The sequence below is a fragment of the Paraburkholderia graminis genome (genome assembly GCF_003330785.1).
Classification (GTDB): Bacteria; Pseudomonadota; Gammaproteobacteria; order Burkholderiales; family Burkholderiaceae; genus Paraburkholderia; species Paraburkholderia graminis.
On record NZ_CP024934.1, the window covers coordinates 62,723 to 84,286 of the forward strand.

Below are 21,564 nucleotides of genomic sequence, written 5' to 3' on the forward strand. Positions count from 1 at the left end.
GCAATCAACAATGCGTGAATAGACTTTTAACGGACACGCAAATGCACGTGATGGTGTTGGGCGGCGGAGTGACCGGCCTGGCGACGGCATGGTACCTGGCCTGTGACGGCCATGAAGTCACGGTGGTGGAACGCAATGCCGAGGTCGCGCTAGAAAGCAGCTACGCGAATGGCGGACAGCTTTCGTACAGCTACGTGGCCCCGCTCGCTGGCCCCGGTGTGCTTTCGAAATTGCCGCAGTGGCTAACGCAACCGCACTCTCCGGTGCAATTCCGTCCACGTGCCGATCCCGACCAATGGCGATGGCTACTGAAATTCGTCCTGGCTTGCACCCGCGCACAGAGCGAACTAGCGACGCGCCGCCTCGTGGCGCTGTCATTTCTCAGCCGTGACCTTATGCGGGACCTGCTGAACCGCGAGCCGACGCTGTCTTTCGATTACGCGAAAACGGGCAAGTTAGTCGTGTACCGCAACGAAGATAGCTTCGCATCGGCTCGCCGTTTGCTGCACTTTCAACGATCTCTCGGATGCGAGCAACACGTGCTGACGGCTCGCGAATGCACGGCAGCCGAGCCTTCGCTCGACGGGTTGGGGTTGAATCTCGCGGGGGGCATTTTTACGCCGAGCGAGGAGACGGCCGATTGCTACAAGTTTTGTGTTGGCCTGGCCGCCAAGCTCAGGTCGAAGAAGGTACGCTTGCTGCTCGGCACGGAAGTCACCTCGTTGCGCGCCGACCGCGGACGCCGAGCGCATCGCATCACGGTTCATGCCAACGGTCGGGAGATCGCTGCCGATCAGGTCGTCGTCTGTGCGGGCGCCGCCAGCCCGGATTTGCTTAGACCGCTTGGCATCAGAATTCCGCTTTATCCGCTCAAGGGATATAGCCTGACAGCCCAGATTCGCGCGCGCGATGCGGCCCCGCACATGAGCGTCACCGATTTCGATCGAAAGATAGTTTACGCGCGGCTGGGCGATCGACTTCGAATCGCGGGCATGGCTGACATCGCCGGGCGCGATGCGAAGCCCGATCCCTCACGGATCGAATCATTGCGTAGCGAAGCCGCACGCGCATTTCCGCTGGCTGGCGACTATGCGCAAGCGCAGGCGTGGTGCGGATTGCGGCCGGCAACACCCACGAGCACACCGGTCATTGGCGCGACACGATTCGCCAATCTCTGGCTCAACCTCGGGCAAGGCGCGCTCGGCTTCACGCTGGCCCTTGGAAGTGGTTTGCTCATTAGCGAGCTCGTCACAGGACGCAGGCCGTCCGTTCCACTCGACGGTTTCGCGTTGCCATCGTAGGCACGGGCGCAGGATAAAAGTGCTACGTTCGCGCCGCGATCGCGAACAGGGAATGAACTGGTATGTCGATCGACCATACAGCAGACCATGGCTTCAAACCAGAGGCCAGCTGCGACGCGAGCGAAAAGTCGGTGCAGCAGCTGCATCGCGCACTGGCTTCTGGCCAGCTCACGGCTGTCGAACTCGTGCAGAGTTACATCGACCGGATCGAAGCGTTCGATCGGGCCGGTCCCAGACTGAACTCGATCGTTGCAATCAACCCGTCCGCCTTGGGCGAAGCGGCGGCGCTCGACGCCGAGCGGTGCGCGAAGGGCATGCGCGGCTTTCTTCATGGCATTCCGGTACTCGTCAAAGACAATATCGACGTTGCAGGTCTGCCGACGTCCGGCGGCTCGCTTGCGTTTGCCAACCTCTACCCGCAGACCGACGCGTTTCTCGTTCAGAAGCTAAGGGCGGCAGGTGCCATTGTGTTAGGCAAGACAACGATGCACGAACTCGCCGCGGGGGTAACCAATGTCTCGTCTCTGACCGGCTTTACACGCAACCCGTACGACCTGCGTCGGGTGCCCGGCGGCTCAAGTGGCGGCACGGCCGCGGCCATTGCGGCGAGCTTCGCCGCTGTGGGCATCGGCAGCGATACCTGTGGCTCGCTGCGCGTGCCGGCGTCGTGTCAATCCCTCTATACGCTGCGCTTGTCGCGCGGACTCGCAAGCCGGTCAGGCATGATGCCGCTGTCGACGACACAGGACATCCCCGGGCCGCTCGCTCGCACCGTCGATGATCTCGCCATCGCGCTAGACGCGATCGTGGGTGCGGATCCCGCGGATGCTTCGACGGTCGGCGCGGGAGCCCATATCCCCCGCTCTTATCTGACTGGAATTCGCGCCGATGCATTGGCCGGACTCAGGATTGGAGTAGTGGCGCAGCTGTTCGGCAGCGCCGCCGATGAAGAAGATGTGTCGGCGCTGAGCCGCCACGCGTTGGAAGTGATGCAGCGGCTAGGAGCGCAACTGGTCGACATTGACATCCCCGAGCTCGAACAGGTGATGCGGGCGAGCAACGTGATCGCGCACGAGTTCCGGTTTGCGTTGGCTGACTACCTGAGCCGTTATCCTGCTTCGGCGATACGCTCACTGAGCGATGCGATTGCTGCTGGTTTGCACCACGAGCAGCTCGAATTCGTGCTCAGGGCGAGAGATGCGATCCAGCACCGCGACAGCGAAGCGTACCGGCAGGCCATTGCGCAACAAGCGAAACTGCGCGACATGGTCGAAACGTGCATGGGGCGACACGCTGTCCAGGTGCTCGCCTATCCTGCGCTGCGCCGCAAGCCGACGATGATCGGGGAAATCCTGCCCGCCGCGAATAGCCAGCTTGCACCGGGCACGGGGCTCCCCGCCATCGTCATGCCGGCCGGCTGGACGAGCGACGGCCTGCCTGTTGGCATCGAGCTGATGGGTGCGCGCTATCGCGAGCAGGACCTGCTCAGCTATGCGAGCCAGTGGGAAGCCCAGGCATGGACGCGCGCTGCGCCAGCTTCCACGCCGTCCATTGGCGCGCTGTCGTCAACCGGCCGTACGATCCGTGCACGCGTTTGCTTTCGCGCGCAAAGCGGCGATCAAGACCGCGTGTGCGTGGACTATGCGCTGGACGTGCTGACGGCAGAACTGCGGTACGAGGCGTCCGTGGGGGCGAACGTCGTCGATCGATTGATAGCGGTCACCGTCCATGCGGCACGCGATCAGTCGACCGGTCCGGTCTTCGCCAACCTGGTCGCGAGAGGTGAACGACAGCGAACCGACACGCTTACGCTCGCGCCTCACCAACTCGCGCGATGGGTAAGAGGCGATGTTGTGTTCCGGCTCACTACGACGAATAGCACCGAGGATGCAGTGCCGGTATGTTCCGACACGACCGCCAGCGTGCGGCGTTAGCCGGGCGTCGTTCCCTGAACCATAACGTGCGTTTATAGGCCGGTGCCATATCGTCAATTGCATTGACATATTGGCCGTCGCACATTGAAGCCTTGCGGTCTTTCGGGCCGATTCGGCTGGTTGACAGAGCGAGAACGATATATGGAGGCATCAGGAATGGGTTCAAAGAACTGGCGCAAAGTGGCGCTCATCGCAGTCATTTTCGTCGCCTGGGTGGTCGCGTACGCCGACAGGATCGTGATGAGCACGGCAGTGATTCCGATCGCACAGGAGTTTCGACTCAACGACCAGGAGCGCGGCTATGTGCTGGGCGCTTTTTACTTTACGTATGCGTTCATGCAGCTTGGCGGAGGTTGGCTGGCCGATCGCCACGGCGCGAAGCGTGTACTCACCGCATGTATCGTGATGTGGTCCGTCTTCACCGCACTCACCGGGATGTCGTGGTCGTTCACATCGCTTCTCGTGATCCGCCTACTCTTCGGAATCGGTGAAGGCGGTTTCGCTCCGGCGAACGCGGTAGCAATCGCCGAGAACTTTGAGAAGCGCGAACGTGGCCGCGTGCAATCGCTGATGTCGAGCACGGTATTCCTGGGCAACGCAGCCGGATCCATCTTTGTCGCCACCGTTATTGCAGCTTACGGCTGGCGATGGACGTTTCCTGCGCTGGGCGTATGCGGTGTGATGGTCGCCGCCGCATTCGTCTTTATGCTGGAGCCGCGCAAGCGCATGCGCGTTGAACGCGACAGCGGCGGCACCCAGAACCGCGCCCAGTACATGCAGTTGCTGCGTAATCCGCTGACCTGGCGCGTGGGCCTCATCTGGTTCTGCAGTAGCACGTTATTCCTCGGGCTTCAATCGTGGATGCCATCGTATCTGCTCAAGGTACGAGGCATCGATATCCAGCACATCGGCGTTGCGTCGATGATCCCTTATGTCGTGGCATTCTTCGGGACCAACGCCGTCGGCCACGTGATCGACAAGGCGGGCGCTCAGCGATCCAGGCCGCTGATGGCATGCGGCGCGCTACTTTGCGCACTATTCCTGATCCTGATGATGACAACGTCGTCACTGCCGCTGCTCGTGCTGTACTGGACGCTGTGTATCGGCGCCTTCACGATGGTGTACGCAACCGTTTTCACCGTTCCCCTCAAATATTTTCCGAACGAGCACGTCGGCAGCGCAACGGGTCTGATCAACTTTGGCGGTCAGATGGCCGGATTCATCGCCCCGGTGATAATGGGTCATCTGATAGGAGCCTTCAACGGCTCGTACGTGGGGGCCTTCCTCTACCTCGTGCTGTCAGCGGCGATAGCGAGCGCCATTGCGTGCACGTTGAAGACGCCAGGGGCTAATGAGGAGCCGGCGCGAGCAGCCTTGGCCAACCCGTGATTCCCGACGCGTAGGTCATGCTCCGCTTCACGGCAAGTCCTCCTATGCGGCGCGGGAACTCGTCAGATTAAAGCTTCGAACGGGCCCCCGCCGCATGGCAAACCGAAACCACGAGAAAGCAACATCACGGCGAGTCCACATACGTCGAGAGACTGTTCGGCGTGCCACGGTTCGGGCGCGGGATAGTGGGCTGCGACTTGCACATTTCGCGACATGGTTTCGTCTTGCAAAGACATCACGTCGCGTCTAGCCAATTCTTGCGCGACGCACGTAGCAGGACTTGTGTCGTCGCCACTGTATTTTCAAAAACCGCAAGCCGGTGCGCAAGTGCCGCCCATGCATGTCAGTCGTTGCCATCCAGGCGTTCAGGTGCCCGGTATCGGCCTCCTGGCCGCCTAGAGAAGGGGGCGGCCAAGGTCTAGAGTTGGGATGCAACGCTCAACCGACCCGTTCAGGAGGCTGAAATGAAATTTAGCGGAATTGATCTGCACTCGAACAACGCCGTGGTCGCCGACTGGGTGACAAGCGTGAGGAGTTGTTGGCTATGATCCAGAAGATCGTCGACGCGGCATTCAGAGCCGGCGAGCAGAAGGTAATCGACCACGTAGAACGAAACTCTTAACGTCGGCCCCAGATCTTCATGATGGCAAGGGTGTCCTCGGGCGGCGCCAGTTTCACCACCCACTGGCTGCGCGGCAGACACCCTGGTAGCGAAGGTAACGGCTTCGTGGAGGTGACCGAGGCCGGCTCAATGCACGGGCGCGTAGCCGATTACACCGACGCCCGTCTGCTCCATCCATTCCTCGCGATCGGCGAAACCCGCCTCTTTCGCCATGTGATCGGCAAGCGCTTCTGGCGATGGTGCATCGGTCGACAGGAAATATCCGAGCGGAGCGTCTCCCCCGGGAATCAGGATGGCGTAGACCATTCAAACCTCCAGTATCTGAATCTTTAACGTCCTGGGACGGCGATACGTTAGCGCGGCCGTTGGCTCCATGATTCTTCGTTCATCGTCGCGGACAGGCACGAAGTGGAGCGTGCTCGGGCACGTAGATGTTCCAGAACCGAAATTCGTTCCTCCTTAACGATACCGTCCTGTACCAAGGTTATTCGGTGATGCGGAAGCGTTCGAGGTCCTGATCCTTAAGCCATCGCGGTGCTCGCCCGCGCCCGCTCCACGTATCGCCAGTCTCAGGATTAAGGTATTTCGCTGCCGCCGCGCGGGGAGTTTTTTTGCGAGGGTTGCCGAACACATCCTCGGGCGTAAATGCGAACTCCGCAACAGTCGCGCGTACCTTTTCAAGCGCACACGCGGCTTCCTGCTCCCGCGCCTCAGCGACCAGTTTCTCAAGCTGATCTTTTTGCGCAAGTAGTTCTCTGTAACCTGCCATCGTCTTGAATTTCCGTTGGGATGATGGACCATTCTACCAGGCGAAAATCGTCGTCAAGCGCCATGCGTGGTGAAAGGCGCAAGGCGAAATGTTTGCTCAAGTCATCACCAGAAATAGTTTAACTCCGACATTCGCTGTCTCGATCATCGATGAAGAGAATCTCTGTCCGCCGCTCAGGCGTTCACGGTCGCGGCGTTTTTGCGCTGCGGCCAATATGCGCCAACGAGCTTATCCTTGAGTACACCGGCCCCGTGATGAGCTGGCAGCGCGCGATCAGTCGCCATCGGCGATTCGGAGAGGAGGGGCATACGTTCCTCTTTGGCCTTTCGGATGGCCGCGTCATCGACGGTTCGCTCGGGGGTAACAGCGCGCGCTGGCTGAACCACATGGCAGTTCTCATTCCGACAGATTGCTAGCGTCGGGCAACGGGGGCCGGCCATTAGCCAGTGGCAAGTTACAGCATGCGTTCTATGTGGCCGGTGGACCGCACTGGTTGATGTTGCCGCGTCCTGTGCCGCGCAGGAAGGACCTGATGCCGGGCAATCTGTCCGTCAAAAAATGACGCTTATGTATGCATCAATTTGAAGTGGAGTTGACCCTGTAACTCAGGACACTCGGACACCGTTAGGTTGACGATGCAGCGGTTCGCCGGAACTCCCGGGGGGAACGGTACTTCAGTGCTTTATGCGGATGGCGTTCGTTGTAATGTTCAAAGGCGCCGGCCAGATGCGCGAGTGCTGTTGGCACATCAGGCTTGTGCATAAAGGCAATGTAATCGTGCTTGATTGTCTTCACGAACGACTCAGCCATGCCGTTACTCTGCGGCGAACGAACGGGCGTAGTCAACGGCTCCAGACCCAGCTCGCGAGCGAAACTGCGCGTGCGATGGTCAATGTAGGCAGAGCCGTTGTCCGACAGCCACTCGATGGGTGCGCCTGCCTGCGTCGTGCCGAAGCGTTGCTCGACCGCTGCGAGCATCACATCACGCACGACGTCGCCACTATGACCGCCGGTAGTCGCTGCCCAACTGATAGCTTCCCGGTCATGGCAGTCCAGCGCAAACGTCACGCGCAACGGCGAGCCGTCGTCGCAACGGAACTCAAAGCCGTCCGAGCACCAGCGGACATTACTCTGGTCAACGGCAATGCGTCCGTCATGCCGGCGGGTATCGCGACGTTGGCCAAGGCGCCGAAGCAGCAACTGGTGGTCGCGCATGACGCGATAGACCCGCTTGGCGTTCACGCACGGCACACCAGTCATTTCGTGACTACGTCGCAGCAGTGCCCAAACTCGCCGGTATCCATAAGTCGGCAAGCCCGCCACATGCTCGTGGATTGCAGCTACCAGCGCCGTGTCGTCGGTCTGTCGGGCACGGCGGCCGTCCAGCCAGTCCGGGGAGCGGGCTTTTCTGACTGCCAGAGCAGAGCGCGCTACGCCGAGAACATCGCAGACCGTTTTCATTGGTCGTCCCCGGGCAGTAAGGGCGAGCGCGCAATCCAGTAATAGGATGGTCCGCTCCTCTCCTCGGGGCATAATCGACGCTGACGCCGGCCCTTTTCGGAGGTGTGTCATGAGTCAATCCAGTTCCACCATTGTCGCCCGCATGGGTATTGATATCGGGAAGTCGGTCTTCCATGTCGTCGGTCTGGATGCGAAAGGCAAGCCAGTATTCAAGGGCCGATTCAATCGTGAACGGCTATTGGAGTTCCTTGCTCGCGCGTCTTCGACCATCGTTGGTATGGAAGCTTGTCCCGGTAGCAACTGGCTCGCACGCAAAGCGGCCGCCCAAGGACATCAGGTTCGCATCGTCCCCGCGCAGTTCGTCAAGCCCTTCGTCAAGTCCAACAAGACCGATATCGTCGATGCGGAAGCCATCGCTGAAGCGATTTCCCGTCCTACCATGCGCTTTACCCAGCCCAAGACCGAAGCTCAGCTCGATCTGCAGGCTCTCCATCGAGTCAGGCAACGCCTGGTGTCCTGCAAGACGGCCATCGTCAATCAGTCCCGCGCTTTCTTGCTGGAATATGGCATTACTATCGGCACAGGTCCCGCATACTTTGTTCGCGATATGCCGAGCATCCTCTCCGACGAGAACAATGGCCTGACGGCATCGATGCGACAAGTTTTGCAGGAGCAGTGGCAAGAATATCGCTCCGTCGAAGCTCGGCTTTTGCAATTGCGTCGTCAGATCGAAGCAATCGCTGGCGCCGACGATGTCGCAACGCGACTGACCTCGGTTCCGGGTATTGCACACCTCACCGCGACAGCCATTACTGCTTTCTCGGGCACCGGCACGCAGTTTAAATCCGGTCGCCATTTTGCAGCGTGGCTTGGACTTGTGCCCGGAGAGTTTTCCACCGGCGGCAAACAACATCTGCTCGGGATTACGAAGCGTGGAAACCCCTACCTGCGCAGACTATTGATTCACGGCGCACGCGCGTGTGTTTTACATCTCGACAGAACCAAAGATCACCTAGGAGTCTGGATCTCGCAGATGGAGGCGAAGGGAATCCATCGAAACAAAGTCATTGTTGCGCTTGCTAACAAACTCGCACGTATCGCGTGGACGATTCTCACACGACAAGGAACGTTCTACCTGCGACAACCCCAAGCGCGATGATCAGTCGTACTCTCTTCAAAGTTTGCGGACGGTAATTGATGACGAAACAGTGCACCGGCGTTCGGTAAGCCCGGTACAAAAAACCGGCCCGTGAGGTCTGTCCATTTATTGGGAACCGAGCGCGCATATCCCATCATGGCCTTGCTGCCAAAAGCAGCTGACTCGCGAGAGGCCGGATACATTTACGCAAACTGTCTCGCCTAAAAAACCCGCTTGCAAAACCGGAGCGGACCATACATTTTTTGAGCGGCCATACTCGACTGCTTCCTTCAGGATTTCTGCCTCCTGCGTCTTCTTGCCAAGCAGACGCTGCAGCTCCCTGATTTCCTTCATCGCCGTGGCTAACTGCGAGGCGGGCACTACGGCTTCTCCAGCCTTCACCGCAGCCAGGCTGCCTTCCTCGTATTGCTTGCGCCACGCAAACACCTGGTTTGGGTTGACCCCGTGTCGCCGGGCAACCGCTGAAACTGTTGCTCCCGGCTCCAGGGTTTCCTGCACGATGGCCACTTTCTCCTGGACCGAACGTCGACGACGACGCTCCGGCTCGGTCAGAACTTCAATGCTTTCCACGATTTGCCTAGGCTTGAAACTAGTCACAAGATTCCCTCTTATTTTAAGGGGTGTCTCGTGTCCTGAGAATCAAGGGGCTACTCCATGAAGGTTGATCGCATTCATCGATTAGACAGGATTTGACACAATGCCAATATGGCGCCCGCTATCGATTCGGGTAAAATCGCGCGCATGGCTAATATGGTAATAACGTCAGCTTTTTTCGCGTTTATGCGACGTGAGTAATCGGAGTCGTGCTGATATAAGGATTCAGGTTTGTCTCTCCCTGTTTCGGTCGAATTGGTCGGCACCTCCGATCCCAGCAGGCTTCGTTTCTCGTATACAGGCAATCTCGAAGTAAACCGGCTGCCCCGGTTTGAGCGGCGGCCGTAAGCGTTTTCCATACACGGGGTTCAGCATGGCTTACGAACGGCTGCAGGAGGCGCTGCGCGCCGGCTACACGCAGTTGGGGCGTCTTAACAAGCTCGACACGCCGCTCGGCGAGGACTGGCTCGTACCGATGTACGTGAAAGGTTCGGCCCGCCTTGGTAGCAATTTCGAATTCACTGTTGATGCCGTGTCCGCGCATGGTGAAAAGATCAAGCTTGGGGCGCTCGTGCTGAAGCCGGTCACACTGTGGATTCAGCAGAACGATGGCAGCTATATGCCGATCCACGGTTATGTGCAGCACGCCCGCCGTCTGGGAAGTGATGGGCCAATGACCTATTACCAGCTTCAATTTTCATCATGGCTGAGCTTTCTCAAGCTCAGCAGTGACTGCCGCGACTGGCAGGAAGCTGACGGCAGGCAGATTCTCTCCGATGTGTTCGCCAAAACGCCGCAGGCGCAGGGCCAGTATCGCTTCGATCTGCGCTCGCCGATCCGCTCGTATTCGCAACGCGTGCAGTGGGAAGACGACTGGAACTTCGTCTACCGTAGCATGGAAGAGGTCGGCATCTTCCCGCGCTTCGAATTCGCGAAGGACGGCAAGTCACACACCGTCGTCATCATGGACGATCTGTACTTTGTTCCGCCTTTGCCGGAACAGGTGGTGAAGTTCAGCCGCTCGGGCACGAACGAGGAATTCGACGGCCTGACACAGTGGAGTGAGCAGCAGGATACGCAAAGCGAAGCGATTACGACGAACACCTTCGACTACATGCGACCTGACCTGCCGAAGGAGATCAGTTCCCCCGCGTTCAATCGGGATGAGCTGCCTGCACAGGGTGAAAGGTACATCTATACCGGCGGGTACTCATGGTCGGACAGCGAGATGGGCGAGGCGCAGGCACGCATTCGCGCGGAGGAAATGGCAAGCCGCTCGAAACGTTACTTCGGCGTCGGCAGCCTGCGTTGCGCGCTACCCGGCTACTGGTACAGGCTGGATGGTCATCCCATTCACGACAGCGAACCAGCAAACGAACGTGAGATGGCGATCATCGCCGTCGACTGGCTGATCCAGAACAACGTGCCGGGTATTGAGGCCCTCGCGCGGTTCCCGAAGAGCCTGCGCGCCGAAGTCGAGCAGGCGCGGGCGGCGGGCGCGGGATCGACTGTTCGCCACACAGACGGCAGTGCGGGATTCTTTCAGGTAGAGATCGAAGCGCAGCGGCGGCGCGTACCGTTCCGCAGCCCACTCACACATCAGAAGCCCGAGATGCATCTGCAGACGGGCATCGTCGGCACGCCGGACAACGAAGAGATCTTTATCGACTCCCTGAACCGCTCGAAGGTCTGGCTTTCGTGGAGTCGCAAGGGTCGCAACGAACGTGCGTCGGCGTGGATACGCGCGGCGATGCCGGATGCGGGAAATCAACGCGGCGGCCACTTCGCCTTGAGGAAGGGGGACGAAGTACTTGTCGGTTTCGTGAACGGCGACTGCGACCGGCCAGTGATCATTTCGAGGCTGCACGGAGGCGCGACGAAACCGGTGTTCCATTCTCACGGGCTGTTTTCCGGGCACCGGTCGAAGGAGTACGGGGGCGACGGCTTTAACGAAATCCTGATGGATGATGCCAGCGGGCAGAATCGGCTGAGTCTGTACTCAACGAGTTACAGCACCGGCCTTCACATGGGGTATCTGATCCAGCATACGGACAATACGCGCGGCCCGTTCATCGGCACCGGTTTCGATCTGAGGTCGGGAGCGTATGGCGCATTGCGCGCGGCGCAGGGCATGGTCATTTCGACGCAACCCGTCTCCACACAGCCGCTGAATGTCGCGGCAGCCACCGGACAATTGGCTGGCGCGGAGGCAGTCCTCGAAACCGTCTCGAAGGCGAGCGAGACGAACCGGGGCGAGAGCCTGCAGGATGGGCATGATGCGCTCAAGACGTTCACCGACGCGACCGAGCACAGCGTGGCGGCCTCGGTCGGCAAAGGTGGCCGTACGGCGGGCGGCGGGACGGGCAACGCGAACGGTTTCTCGAAGCCCGTCATGTTGCTGTCCAGTCCCGAAGGGATCGCGGCGAGCACGCAGCAGTCGCTCCACCTGGCGGCCGACGAGCACGTCAACACCGTCGCGCGCAAGAACGTCATTTTCGCGGCGGGTAAATCGCTGCTTGCGAGTGTGATGGATGGAATCAGTCTGTTCGCGCAGAACCTTGGCATCAAGCTTATCGCGGGGAAAGGAAAGATTGACGTTCAGGCGCTCAGCGACGCGATGAACCTGCTTGCGCAACTGGATGTGAAAGTGGAGAGCGCAACGGGTCGTCTGATCCTCACGGCCAAAGAAGAAGTGTGGCTCGGCGCGGGCGGTTCGTACATCAGCATCAAGGGTGCAGGAATCGAGAACGTCACGACCGGGCACATTCTGGAGCGCTGCGCATCGTGGGACAAGCCCGGCGGGGCGAGTGCGACGAACCTCGATCCGTTGCAGGTAACACCCGTCGCGACGAAGGGCGGACGCGGCCTGTCGTTTTCCGGGTGACTTATTCTGCCTGCAGACCATCTGTCTTGAATAACAACGGGAACTGAATCCCATGAGTAACTCGCACCACGGCGCGCATCATTCTCAACCCGCGCATCCACAGCAGGCTGCGGCGACGCCCGCAATGCCTGCCTCACCGCCCTACAAGCCGCTGAGCTTCAGCTTTCCGTTTGCGCCAGCAGGGAAGGACGACGCAGCCGACCCGATGACCTACATGAAGGCGCTCGGCAATGCGCAGAACGGCTTCTACCCGCTCGGCGCAAATGGCCTGTGGCACGGCGGAATACACTTTGATGGAAAGACCGGCAACGCGTTGAAGCAGGACGTTGGCATCCGCGCGATTGCGGATGGCGAAGTGGTTGCGTACCGGCTCGATTCGAAATACCCCGAACTCGAATACAAGGACAAGCGCTCGGCGCTGTATTCGACGGGCTTCGTGCTCATCCGTCACAAGCTGCAGCTTCCGCCGCCGCAACCGAAACCGGATGCGGCCTCACCGAACGCGGCCAGTGCGCCGGGCGCATCCAGCACGCCCGCGGCCTCAGCTTCTGCGGCCAGCACTGCGAGCGCCCCAGCTGCAGCGAGCACTCCAGGCGCCCCTGCGCAGCCCCCGAGAGCTCCCGCCGCCGACACGCTGGTGTTTTTCAGTCTGTATATGCACCTGCTGGACTGGGTCGGGTACAGAATCGCGATGGAAGCGGCGAAGGAGGCTCCCGTTGACCCGAAGGCGCCGCAAATCCAGCCGATGCCGTTCTGGGAGGGTGACCGGTATTACCGGGTCGGCGCGAAGGCAAAAGACAAACAGCAGGTACCGAAGCCGAAGCCCCCTGCGTCGCCAGCACCGCTGACGCAACAGACAGGCAGCGAGGACAGCGATCCGATCGCAACCCTCATCCGGAATGATTTCAAATTGCCGCCGCCAGCCGCTGGCGACGCCAGCGATGCGAAGGACGATACGCCCCCGCCTTCACCCGTCACCGGCATCCGTGTGCGCGATTCAGCAAACGGAAAGATTATCGGACTGCTGCCGACAGGCTCTGAACTGATTGTCTCCACGACGGAAAAATCGGACAAGCCCGGCTGGGCGAAGATCGCGACGATCAGGAGCGGCACGCCGGTCGGGGCGGTAGCGGGTCAGCCGGCGTCGCCCCACGTGCCGTATGGCTGGGTGTATGTCAATGAACTGGATGTCGTGATTGACCCGAAGCCGCTCGATCAGGTGGTGGTGCTCAAGACCCCGTTCGCCGTGACGGCGGGCACGGTGGTCGGCTATCTCGGCCAGTATCAGGACTACAGCGATTCAAGCTCACTGCCGCCGGGACGCACGCACCCCATGCTCCATCTGGAAACGTTTGCCGGACCGGATCTGCAGGACTTCATCAGCAGGAGTCGGGAACGGGTCAAGCAGTTGCCGGAGTCGAAAGCGTTCCTTGAAATTTCGCCGGGCGCACTGTTGGTGACGGATGTTCCCGAACCCGACCAGACGTTGACGCAGACCGGCCTGCATCTGGTGCCGCTCGCTAATCTGCAAGGCTCACGCTGGGTCAGGGTGCAGCCGAAGATCGCTCCGCCAGCGACGCCGAACACATCGGCTCAGACCCCGCACGGTCATTCCGGCGGCCATCATGGGCACCATCCAGCGCCGCCGCTCCAGAACACCGGAACGCCGCTATGGGTCGATGCGACTTTGGCGAACCAGACGACGACAGGCGTCGTCAAAGGCTGGAAAGACTTCCCTTTGAAGGTCGCGAACGCGAAGGGACCCGGTGCGGATTTCCGTGACGTGTTCCGTCGTGTCGATCTGGACAAGCTTGGCGCACAGAACGTTGCGAAGGATGACAAAGGCGTGCGCTGGTGGAACATCACGATCGGCACGAAGGACGGCGCAACCCGTCAGGGCTGGGTGTGTGAGAAGGACCATCCGCTCACCCGTATGTGTAGACCGTGGGACTGGCCCGGTTTTGAGCTGATCGATCACAGCAGTATCAAGCCGATTGACATGCTCAAGCGTTACCTGCATGTCACACAGCAGTTAATCGAAGGCGAGGACAAGTCGGAATTCGAGTCGAGCGCGTCGCTCGTGAATGGTGGTGAACTCATCACGAAGCTGGAAAAGGCAGTCGATACGAATCATGACGGCAAGGTAACGGCGCAGGAGTTGAGGCAGGCCCAACAGACGCCGTGGCTCGCCGAAGCGCTTTCGCATCTGGTAGTGCGTTGCGAGAGCGAATGGGGTGGCGGACCGGGCAAGTGGGATGACCTCTCACCGTTGATGAAACAGCTTCTGTGGCTCTGGAAAAGCGAGCTTGAGCGGATCAACAAGCTGCAATGGTGGGAACAGGTGACGGGCGTCGAGGGCTTCCCGAAGGAGCCAACGCCGTGGCACTTGCACCCCATCGGATTGATTGGAAATTTCATTGGCTCTATTGATAAGACAACGGTTCTTCGGCTGTCCGCTCAGGATGTAGATGATCTGATTAAAGTTACGGCAACCGAGGTGGCGCTGAGCTTGAATGATGATAATTTGGGAAAGCAGGCGGGTGCCGTGGTTGATACCATTTTGAACCGTCGCATGTCTGGGCTTGAAAAGTGGAGCACCATTAGAGGTGTAATTAACGAAAGATGGCAATTCTCAGACATCAATGCTCCGAGGCCAACTGCTTATGGAAGTGTGCAAAATGTCCCCGAGAGCCGGGTTTCTCCGAGAGTGAGGTCCCTGGTTATTGCTCATCTACAAGATCGGGCCAACGGCGGGCCTTCCTTGGTTGGAAATAACCTGAGCTATGCGAATCCATATGCTTTAGACGAGGCTTCGGCGGCGACGAGGGCATGGGTTGAAGATGTCATCCATCAAGCAAGCATTACTGGCTACAGGTATGGAAGTGGGCATGCGGTTCATGTGCACGGCACTACGCAAGGGCTGATGTCCTCTAGGCCAGAACCCTATGCCATAGAGCTTCCAGAGTTATAAATCACAATCTGTTGAGAGTGTTATGAGAAAAATCATTTGTGTGATCCTTTTAGTGCTGTCTCCGAGTGCCTTTGCCAAGACATGCGCCGACGGCGGGAACGTATATGGCGATTTATCCTGCGCGAATCACGCTCTGGATAGCTCAAAAAGAGAGCTGAATGCAATCTATCAAAAGTTATATACATCCACCCAGTACAAGGATGAATTTGAACAGTCACAGAAGGCCTGGCTTAACTACAGAGAAAAGCAGTGTAATGGCTATATTGCAGCTGAAGCCTCGCAATCTCAAGGTGTTGGCGCTGGTTTAATCACGAAAGACTGTCTCGTCACAATCACCAGGCAACGAGTTGACTATTTGAAGACTCTTCTGGATAAGTAGCAGGTTGATATGATGAATTTAATTCGCACCGGTGACGATACGGATCACGGCGGCAAAGTGCTGACTGGCTCGGCGACGATGCGTTACGATGGCCGCTTCGTCGCCCGTAAAGGCGACCGCGTTTCGTGCCCGCTGCATCCTGACGTGTCGCCGAACTTGATCGAGGAAGGTGATCCGTCGATGACCGATGGCGGCATGCCGATTGCTCGCCATGGTCACCGGGCCACGTGTGGCTGCCACCTCATTTCGAGTTTGATTTGACTGCGATTATTGCGAATGTCCAGATCGACGACAATCAGCGCGCCGGTCCGAGTCGCGACGTTGAATTGAAGGCCGCAGTTCTTCGCTAAAGCAAATCATAGTGTTCGCGCCCTGTCATGCGCGACTGAGGGGCGATGCCATGCCCGGCAACCGAAGTGGTGACAGTATACGGCGTCGCATGGAGCGTCTACGTGCGGATCGTCCGGCTTGCGCTGGAAGAGAAGCAGGTCAAGTACGACCTGGTTGAAGTCGATGTGTTCGCCGAGACTGGTGTTCCAAAGGAGCATTTGACACGGCACCCGTTCGGTCGTATTCCGGCATCTGAGCACAACGGCTTCCACCTTTACGAGACAGGCGCGATCGTGCGCTACATTGACGACGCTTTTCCGGGATGCAAGTTGCAGCCCACTGATCCAAAAGCTCGCGCCCAGGTAAACCAGATCGTTGGGATACTGGACGCCTACGCCTATCAAACGCTCATTTGGGACATATACGTTGAAAGAGTCGTTGCAACTCGCGACGGCCGGTTAGCAAATGAACAAAAGATCGCAGCCGCGCTGCCGCGCGCGACTGTCTGTTTATCTGAGCTAAACAGGTTGATGGACGACCAAGAGTTCCTGATCGGCGGTGGCGTGACCTTTGCCGATCTGTACGCCGCGCCAATCTTCGCATGCTTCATGCAGACTCCTGAAGCCGCTTCACTAATGGAAGGATTCGAAAAACTGATCTACTGGTGGCAACGATTCGCCATCCGCGACAGCATGTTCCGGACGCAGCCGTGATCAGCCGCGTGCGGCACGCAACGGCCAGGAGCCGCCGGTCGAGGCGTCTATCCAGTTTACATGCCCGAGGTCTCGTATGTCCCCGCGCAATGACCGGTTTCCGGCGATCAAATTGACAGCGGTGTTGCCTCAAGGCGGCCATGAAGCGTCATTCGCCGGTGTCGTCAGTCGGACGTTCAGACGTCGGCTCCGCCACAGATAACGGACATTCTCCGCCGATCGCGCATATCCCGTCGTCCGCCGAAGCGGGCATCCGATTATCAAGGAAATCGGCTTTTGCTAACGGTCGCTTTCGAAAACATCAAACGGTCGAGATACTGAGTGCGCATTCATCTTGGAAGACGCTATGTCCGTTCTCACCGAGGCACTTCGTCCGCCGGGGGCGGACGCATGCCCGGATGCAGACGCTTCCCGATGACCTGTGTGACTTCAACCAAACCCGGCTTGGTCCGGGTATAAGCATAGCGCTGGCCGACGTCGACCTTGCACCTTTATGCCGATACGGAGTCAAGAAACAGAAGCGGAATCAGTCGACTGGCCCCAGTAACACGTCGATTGCGGCTTGACCTGCAATTTCGGCCACCAGGTAGGCCCATCGTTCGGTAAAAGGGCCGTTGCGCAACCTTATGCGGCCTCCCCGCGCGCCGAGCACTTCGAGGTTGGTTCCGCCTTTGATCAGAAAAGTCACGTCAAACGTTTCCTCTGCAGCCGGAGTCAATTCGACGTGAATCTCGAAGCCGCGGTACGTGATCGTTCGCTGCATGGAAGCCTCCCCTCTGTCGACGGAGACTAGCATGTGACCCATTTCAGATGTTACTGCCGGGACCAGAATGCATCCTTTTACGTCGGTCTTTCCGGCGTCGCTGTTCCCGAGTCGGGCGCCAGTCGCCTGGTTACCCTCGATGGCCGCCGGCAAACGGTGTTTTTCCACGCGCGAATCGGATGCTCCGGGGCTGCCCGCGGCTTCCGTCAGCGAGAGCTGCTCTTCTGCCCGTAGCAACTCTACTGCAGGCGTCGTACCGCCGACCAGAACGCATTTTTCAGCCCCGCTGCGCTGTTCGCACCTGAGCGACAGCGCTGAAAATGCATGCCCGGTATGGCACGGTACCGGAACGGCAGGTCATCCCTGATGCGCCACACGACGCCGGCACCGTCGGGGGCACGTCAAGCCCGACCGATGACCGAGCTGCTCGAGGTCGCCGGGCGATCATCTTCCCGTCAAGGCGATTTTCGTTTCCAGCGCAATCTGCTCGCGTTCGTCCATGCTGACTCCTTTACGCGAATCGTCCGTCAGCGCGCTGACGATGGCTGCGGCGATGCCTTCGAGCGGCACAACCTTGTCCGGTGAAACTGCCCGGAGGGCCGCCTTCGGCATATCCGCGGCGAGGCAGGACGACGGATCCTGGACGATCGTAAAACCACCGCACGCGTCGACAGCCCTCAGTCCCGCTGCGCCGTCGTCAAGTTTTCCGGTCAGGATAACGCCGATCGCACGGGAGCCATACTCGACTGCTGCGGAACGGAACAGGGGGTCAGCGGCCGGACGCGCAAACTTTTCCTTGGGGCCGGTCGACAGAACGATCACGCCGTTGCGCATCAGCATGTGCCGGTCGGACGGCGCCACATAGACCGTTGCCTGGGCGATGGGCTGGCCGTCCTGTGCATGCATGACCGGCAGCAGGCAGTCAGTCTGAAGAATTTCGGGTAGCAGGCTGGGCCACGCCCCGATATGCAGGACAACGAGGACGCTTGCGGGAAGATCAGTGGGCAACGAGGGCAGGATTTTTCTGAGTGCCTGCAGACCGCCAAACGAGGCCGCCACCACCACGATATCTCGCGCATTCGACGTCGTTTTCATGTTTTTTGACCCTGTGTTCCCGATAGCATTCCGAGCAAACGCCGCGCCTGTTTTCGTGGCAGCGCTGCCGAATCGGTGAGAGATGGATCACCGTCTGAACTTCCTGTCAGGCAGCTGGGCGCAAACCGGCCCGAAGATGTCGCCAGAAGCTGGCCGGCCTGTACGGCACGGCTGCACGTTCGCCCCCGTCACCGAGCAAGCTTTGTGATCAGCGCGACCAACTGGCGGGGTGGCCAGCCGTGCGGGAGTAGCCGGCCGTCTCGCCCCGTACACGCAGTGCGCCTTCGCCGTACTGGCCGCCGATCCAGAAACCGGCCCGGAGGACTGACGGGAAAACCAGCATGGCGCGGGCTTTCGCGACAAGCCCGCGCGAGCCGCTGGCGGCGGTTGGCCGGAGTCTGCGTCCGGTTGGCGTTCTATTGGTTATCCAGGTCTTCGCCTGTCTCTGCCACAGCCGCGTTACTGCGCGGTTCAAACACCACGTCGCGGGCTTTCGGACGGGCCGTTAATCGACGCCACGGTCCGCGCCCGTTCCCGCAAGCAAGTCGAAGGTCGCAGAATGGCCGTACCGCGAGCGCCGCCCTCGCGATGAGCGGCTTCGCTCGGGCTGGCTGCACGACTAACGCCTCCACATCTGGATCCGGATACATTGCGTAGGCGATTGCGGTGTGCGGCTCGCGTGCAGCACCAAAACCACGTGCATCAGCAGGTCGTCTTTGCGATGCCAGCACGACGCAAGCTGTCAGGTTCACCACGTCACCATTTAGTGTGCTTTTCGATGGCATTGAGCGCATGGTGAAAAGATCCAGATGACCTGACCGCCCTTTTTCGCATCCGGACAGGCATGGGTTCATGACGGTCAGTATCGCTTAAGGAGCGCGCCATCATGACCATCCCCACCATCGAGTACAGAGGGGACGAGCTACGTGCGTACTCTCACCAGGTATTCCCGCTGCACCGTGACCCGTATGCGAAAGGTCCGCGCCAGTTCTCATCCGTCGTGCGAATCGACACCATTCCCTCCAGCGAGGTCAAGCCCCGGCGCTATGCAACGTTGTTCGTTGCGGTAGGTCCCGCCACCGTGGGCGACGCCAACTGCCTTTTGGCGAACCAGTTTTTCCACAGCAGGAGTGCATCATGATTGATGACCAGGTAAATGCCGAAGAACTGGCAGAAAGCAGGAAGCGGAGAGAAGCCGCAGCGAATGCGACGGATGATGGCATGCCGGTGGCCCCCGAAGATCAAAAGCGGGTCGTCGACGGGACTCAGTACAGACGGCCGAAGCAATGGGTCAGGCACGCAAGCAAATTGCTGGGTGCTGGAAGCGGCTTTATGCGACCCTGAACGTGGAAGAATCGGCGAAGCGCCGGTTTTTTTCCGGTGGCGCGTGCATCGTCCCGGTAGAAGAATCATAAAGGGGCTCTGATGTCAGGTCTGCTGGCGCAGATATGACAAGAACGGGTACGGTTCCATACCGCCATCCAGGCGAGGCCGAATGGATTTCGACGTGAAGCCGCGCGGGTGAAGCCATCGATGGCTCGTGTGACAAGGCCGGGGCCCTCACACCCTGTACGATAGAGCGTAGACATGTAGCCCGGCCGACACAGCGCTGTTCGGTGACACCGAATCACCGTTGCAATGCTCCTGATGCCGCGCTACCGATGCGAAAGAGACCTGACGCAACTTGAACGGACGATTCCTTTACTCACGTAAACCCCGTATGGTGAGCTGAAGGAAGCACGACAGGTAGGCGCAAGAGGCCGACGGAATACGAAAGGGCTGCACTGCTCGAATCAGGCGGACTCTGGAATGAAATACAAGGACTACTACGAGGTTCTAGGAGTGCCACGCACTGCAACGCAGGACGAGGTCCGGCGCGCGTATCGCAAGCTCGCGCGCAAATATCATCCGGACGTCAGCCAGCAGGCCGATGGGGAGGACCGTTTCAAGGAACTGGGCGAGGCCTATCAGGTCCTCAAGGACACGGAGAAACGCGCAGCCTATGACCGTTTGGGCCGCGAGTGGCAGAACGGCCAGGATTTTCGGCCGCCGCCCGACTGGGACGAGGGCTTCGAATTCAGCGGCGCAGGCAACGGGCCCAGCGCCCATGCGGATTTCAGTGAATTCTTTGAAGCGATGTTCGGCGGTGCGCACACAGGCGGACGTTCGCGGCAAACGGAAAGACATGGCGCGGCACCCGATCGCGGCGCCGCGACCGCGGACGATCTCGAGGATGCCTATCGTGGCGGGCGACGTCCGATCCCCGGACAGGATCATCACGCCAGAGTCGTGATCGATCTGGTGGACGCCTATTACGGCGCGCAGCGTTCCGTTTCGCTGCAAATGCCGGTCCTTGCCCACGGTCAGGTCATCCTGCAACTGCGTACGCTGAACGTTACCATTCCCAGGGGCGTGCGGGCAGGGCAGCACCTGCGCCTTGCCGGTCAGGGTGGCGCCGGCCCGGGACACGGACCGGCCGGTGACCTGTATCTGGAAATCTCCTTTCGCGACGATCCGCGTTTTCGTGTCGACGGACGCGATGTTTCGCTCGATCTACCGGTGGCGCCTTGGGAGGCCGCGCTCGGTGCCCAGGTCACCGTTGCTACTCCTGATGCCTCGGTGGAGCTGACCGTGCCAGCTGGATCGGCCAGCGGCCGGCGACTGCGGCTAAAGGGCAAGGGGATTCCGGGGAAGACGCCGGGCGACCTGTACGTCATATTGACGATCGTGCTGCCGCCGGCCGACAGTGACAGCGCGCGGGCGGCCTACGAAACGATGCGGCACGCATTCCACTTCGATCCGCGCGCGCATTTTACGGGTGGTCGACCATGAAAGAATCGGTGACGCTCTTTGTGGAAGGTGAGATTGTCGAGGAGGACGTCGAGTTCACGCTCGTTGAATTGTGCCGGGCAAGCGGCGCGTCGGAAGAACAAGTGACGTTATGGATCGCAGAAGGCGCAGTCGAGCCGCAAGGCACCACGCCGCGCGAATGGCGCTTCAGCGGTGTCGCACTGCGCCGCGTGCGAACCGCCCGGCGGCTCGCACAGGATCTGGAGATCAACGCACCGGGCATTGCGCTCGCCCTCGACCTGCTCGATGAAATCAACGCATTGCGGGCGCGTTCCAGGCGCTCGTCCGGTCGTTGAGCGAATTTTTCACGTCCTCCTCGACTCGATGGCGCGCTAGACACGTGGTCCAGG

At 59.8% G+C, this 21,564-nt stretch carries 17 protein-coding genes and 4 pseudogenes; 14 read left to right on the forward strand and 7 right to left on the reverse strand.

What is annotated here, in order from left to right; genetic code table 11:
* The first annotated feature begins 41 nt into the window (after positions 1–41).
* From CUJ91_RS00265 to CUJ91_RS00275, 3 genes are all read left to right on the forward strand, one after another.
* Positions 42–1,301 carry a D-amino acid dehydrogenase gene (locus CUJ91_RS00265; RefSeq protein ID WP_114155636.1) on the forward strand — a complete coding sequence of 420 codons (1,260 nt, stop codon included), beginning with the start codon at positions 42–44 and terminating at the stop codon, positions 1,299–1,301.
* A gap of 62 nt (positions 1,302–1,363) precedes the next feature.
* A complete protein-coding gene (locus CUJ91_RS00270; RefSeq protein WP_114155637.1) occupies positions 1,364–3,235 on the forward strand; it encodes an amidase in 1,872 nt (623 codons plus the stop codon).
* Positions 3,236–3,391: 156 nt separating this feature from the next.
* A complete protein-coding gene (locus CUJ91_RS00275) occupies positions 3,392–4,624 on the forward strand; it encodes an MFS transporter (protein ID WP_114155638.1) in 1,233 nt (410 codons plus the stop codon).
* A gap of 748 nt (positions 4,625–5,372) precedes the next feature.
* Here the strand turns inward: CUJ91_RS00275 and CUJ91_RS00280 are convergent.
* Together CUJ91_RS00280 and CUJ91_RS00285 are read right to left on the reverse strand one after the other, a co-directional pair.
* Positions 5,373–5,552 (reverse strand): hypothetical protein, encoded by a 180-nt coding sequence (locus tag CUJ91_RS00280; protein WP_020071541.1) that lies wholly within the window; start codon positions 5,550–5,552, stop codon positions 5,373–5,375.
* Positions 5,553–5,730: 178 nt separating this feature from the next.
* A complete protein-coding gene (locus CUJ91_RS00285) occupies positions 5,731–6,015 on the reverse strand; it encodes an H-NS histone family protein (protein WP_114155639.1) in 285 nt (94 codons plus the stop codon).
* A gap of 149 nt (positions 6,016–6,164) precedes the next feature.
* On the opposite strand from CUJ91_RS00285, the pseudogene CUJ91_RS34655 reads away from it, so the two are divergent.
* A pseudogene (locus CUJ91_RS34655) lies at positions 6,165–6,401 on the forward strand (SET domain-containing protein); the annotation flags it as partial.
* A 238-nt stretch (positions 6,402–6,639) separates the two neighbouring features.
* Here CUJ91_RS34655 and CUJ91_RS00295 read toward each other — a convergent pair.
* Positions 6,640–7,515: pseudogene (locus CUJ91_RS00295) on the reverse strand (IS3 family transposase); the annotation flags it as partial.
* A 70-nt stretch (positions 7,516–7,585) separates the two neighbouring features.
* Here CUJ91_RS00295 and CUJ91_RS00300 point away from each other — a divergent pair.
* Positions 7,586–8,635 carry an IS110 family RNA-guided transposase gene (locus CUJ91_RS00300; protein ID WP_167450642.1) on the forward strand — a complete coding sequence of 350 codons (1,050 nt, stop codon included), beginning with the start codon at positions 7,586–7,588 and terminating at the stop codon, positions 8,633–8,635.
* A gap of 162 nt (positions 8,636–8,797) precedes the next feature.
* Here the strand turns inward: CUJ91_RS00300 and CUJ91_RS00305 are convergent.
* A pseudogene (locus tag CUJ91_RS00305) lies at positions 8,798–9,196 on the reverse strand (transposase); the annotation flags it as partial.
* A gap of 406 nt (positions 9,197–9,602) precedes the next feature.
* Between CUJ91_RS00305 and CUJ91_RS00310 the strand changes: the two are divergent.
* The 5 genes from CUJ91_RS00310 to CUJ91_RS00330 all read left to right on the forward strand — a co-directional run bounded on the left by CUJ91_RS00310 (position 9,603) and on the right by CUJ91_RS00330 (position 16,506).
* Positions 9,603–12,113: a type VI secretion system Vgr family protein gene (locus CUJ91_RS00310; protein WP_114156653.1), complete on the forward strand. Its 2,511-nt coding sequence runs from the start codon at positions 9,603–9,605 to the stop codon at positions 12,111–12,113.
* 52 nt (positions 12,114–12,165) lie between these two features.
* The gene (locus tag CUJ91_RS00315) at positions 12,166–15,084 is read left to right on the forward strand and encodes a lytic transglycosylase domain-containing protein (protein ID WP_114155640.1); all 2,919 of its coding nucleotides are present in this window, start codon (positions 12,166–12,168) and stop codon (positions 15,082–15,084) included.
* A gap of 22 nt (positions 15,085–15,106) precedes the next feature.
* A complete protein-coding gene (locus CUJ91_RS00320) occupies positions 15,107–15,463 on the forward strand; it encodes a lysozyme inhibitor LprI family protein (protein ID WP_114155641.1) in 357 nt (118 codons plus the stop codon).
* 9 nt (positions 15,464–15,472) lie between these two features.
* Entirely contained in the window at positions 15,473–15,724 is a 252-nt protein-coding gene (locus CUJ91_RS00325) for a PAAR domain-containing protein (protein WP_114155642.1), read from the forward strand.
* Between the two features lie 191 nt (positions 15,725–15,915).
* A complete protein-coding gene (locus tag CUJ91_RS00330; protein WP_244230953.1) occupies positions 15,916–16,506 on the forward strand; it encodes a glutathione S-transferase family protein in 591 nt (196 codons plus the stop codon).
* Between the two features lie 526 nt (positions 16,507–17,032).
* Here CUJ91_RS00330 and CUJ91_RS00335 read toward each other — a convergent pair.
* The 3 genes and pseudogenes from CUJ91_RS00335 to CUJ91_RS35250 all read right to left on the reverse strand — a co-directional run.
* A complete protein-coding gene (locus tag CUJ91_RS00335) occupies positions 17,033–17,269 on the reverse strand; it encodes a hypothetical protein (protein ID WP_114156654.1) in 237 nt (78 codons plus the stop codon).
* A gap of 444 nt (positions 17,270–17,713) precedes the next feature.
* Positions 17,714–18,364: a chemotaxis protein CheB gene (locus CUJ91_RS00340; protein WP_114155644.1), complete on the reverse strand. Its 651-nt coding sequence runs from the start codon at positions 18,362–18,364 to the stop codon at positions 17,714–17,716.
* A gap of 238 nt (positions 18,365–18,602) precedes the next feature.
* Positions 18,603–18,743: pseudogene (locus CUJ91_RS35250) on the reverse strand (BPSL1445 family SYLF domain-containing lipoprotein); the annotation flags it as partial.
* A 507-nt stretch (positions 18,744–19,250) separates the two neighbouring features.
* On the opposite strand from CUJ91_RS35250, the gene CUJ91_RS00350 reads away from it, so the two are divergent.
* The 4 genes from CUJ91_RS00350 to CUJ91_RS00365 all read left to right on the forward strand — a co-directional run bounded on the left by CUJ91_RS00350 (position 19,251) and on the right by CUJ91_RS00365 (position 21,510).
* Complete coding sequence (locus CUJ91_RS00350) at positions 19,251–19,505, forward strand: hypothetical protein (RefSeq protein ID WP_114155646.1); 255 nt, start codon at positions 19,251–19,253, stop codon at positions 19,503–19,505.
* Positions 19,502–19,708 (forward strand): hypothetical protein, encoded by a 207-nt coding sequence (locus tag CUJ91_RS00355; RefSeq protein ID WP_114155647.1) that lies wholly within the window; start codon positions 19,502–19,504, stop codon positions 19,706–19,708. The genes CUJ91_RS00350 and CUJ91_RS00355 overlap by 4 nt, the downstream gene beginning before the upstream one ends.
* Before the next feature lie 465 nt (positions 19,709–20,173).
* Complete coding sequence (locus CUJ91_RS00360) at positions 20,174–21,196, forward strand: DnaJ C-terminal domain-containing protein (RefSeq protein ID WP_114155648.1); 1,023 nt, start codon at positions 20,174–20,176, stop codon at positions 21,194–21,196.
* Positions 21,193–21,510 carry a chaperone modulator CbpM gene (locus CUJ91_RS00365; protein ID WP_114155649.1) on the forward strand — a complete coding sequence of 106 codons (318 nt, stop codon included), beginning with the start codon at positions 21,193–21,195 and terminating at the stop codon, positions 21,508–21,510. Before CUJ91_RS00360 ends, CUJ91_RS00365 begins: the two co-directional genes overlap by 4 nt.
* Positions 21,511–21,564: the final 54 nt, after the last annotated feature.

What these genes read in the sequence shown, in the direction of transcription:
- CUJ91_RS00265 (WP_114155636.1), top strand. Translation starts at nt 42, where the DNA reads ATGCACGTGATGGTGTTGGGCGGCGGAGTGACCGGCCTGGCGACGGCA.
- CUJ91_RS00270 (WP_114155637.1), top strand. Translation starts at nt 1,364, where the DNA reads ATGTCGATCGACCATACAGCAGACCATGGCTTCAAACCAGAGGCCAGC.
- CUJ91_RS00275 (WP_114155638.1), top strand. Translation starts at nt 3,392, where the DNA reads ATGGGTTCAAAGAACTGGCGCAAAGTGGCGCTCATCGCAGTCATTTTC.
- CUJ91_RS00280 (WP_020071541.1), bottom strand. Translation starts at nt 5,552, where the DNA reads ATGGTCTACGCCATCCTGATTCCCGGGGGAGACGCTCCGCTCGGATAT.
- CUJ91_RS00285 (WP_114155639.1), bottom strand. Translation starts at nt 6,015, where the DNA reads ATGGCAGGTTACAGAGAACTACTTGCGCAAAAAGATCAGCTTGAGAAA.
- CUJ91_RS00300 (WP_167450642.1), top strand. Translation starts at nt 7,586, where the DNA reads ATGAGTCAATCCAGTTCCACCATTGTCGCCCGCATGGGTATTGATATC.
- CUJ91_RS00310 (WP_114156653.1), top strand. Translation starts at nt 9,603, where the DNA reads ATGGCTTACGAACGGCTGCAGGAGGCGCTGCGCGCCGGCTACACGCAG.
- CUJ91_RS00315 (WP_114155640.1), top strand. Translation starts at nt 12,166, where the DNA reads ATGAGTAACTCGCACCACGGCGCGCATCATTCTCAACCCGCGCATCCA.
- CUJ91_RS00320 (WP_114155641.1), top strand. Translation starts at nt 15,107, where the DNA reads ATGAGAAAAATCATTTGTGTGATCCTTTTAGTGCTGTCTCCGAGTGCC.
- CUJ91_RS00325 (WP_114155642.1), top strand. Translation starts at nt 15,473, where the DNA reads ATGATGAATTTAATTCGCACCGGTGACGATACGGATCACGGCGGCAAA.
- CUJ91_RS00335 (WP_114156654.1), bottom strand. Translation starts at nt 17,269, where the DNA reads ATGCAGCGAACGATCACGTACCGCGGCTTCGAGATTCACGTCGAATTG.
- CUJ91_RS00340 (WP_114155644.1), bottom strand. Translation starts at nt 18,364, where the DNA reads ATGAAAACGACGTCGAATGCGCGAGATATCGTGGTGGTGGCGGCCTCG.
- CUJ91_RS00350 (WP_114155646.1), top strand. Translation starts at nt 19,251, where the DNA reads ATGACCATCCCCACCATCGAGTACAGAGGGGACGAGCTACGTGCGTAC.
- CUJ91_RS00355 (WP_114155647.1), top strand. Translation starts at nt 19,502, where the DNA reads ATGATTGATGACCAGGTAAATGCCGAAGAACTGGCAGAAAGCAGGAAG.
- CUJ91_RS00360 (WP_114155648.1), top strand. Translation starts at nt 20,174, where the DNA reads ATGAAATACAAGGACTACTACGAGGTTCTAGGAGTGCCACGCACTGCA.
- CUJ91_RS00365 (WP_114155649.1), top strand. Translation starts at nt 21,193, where the DNA reads ATGAAAGAATCGGTGACGCTCTTTGTGGAAGGTGAGATTGTCGAGGAG.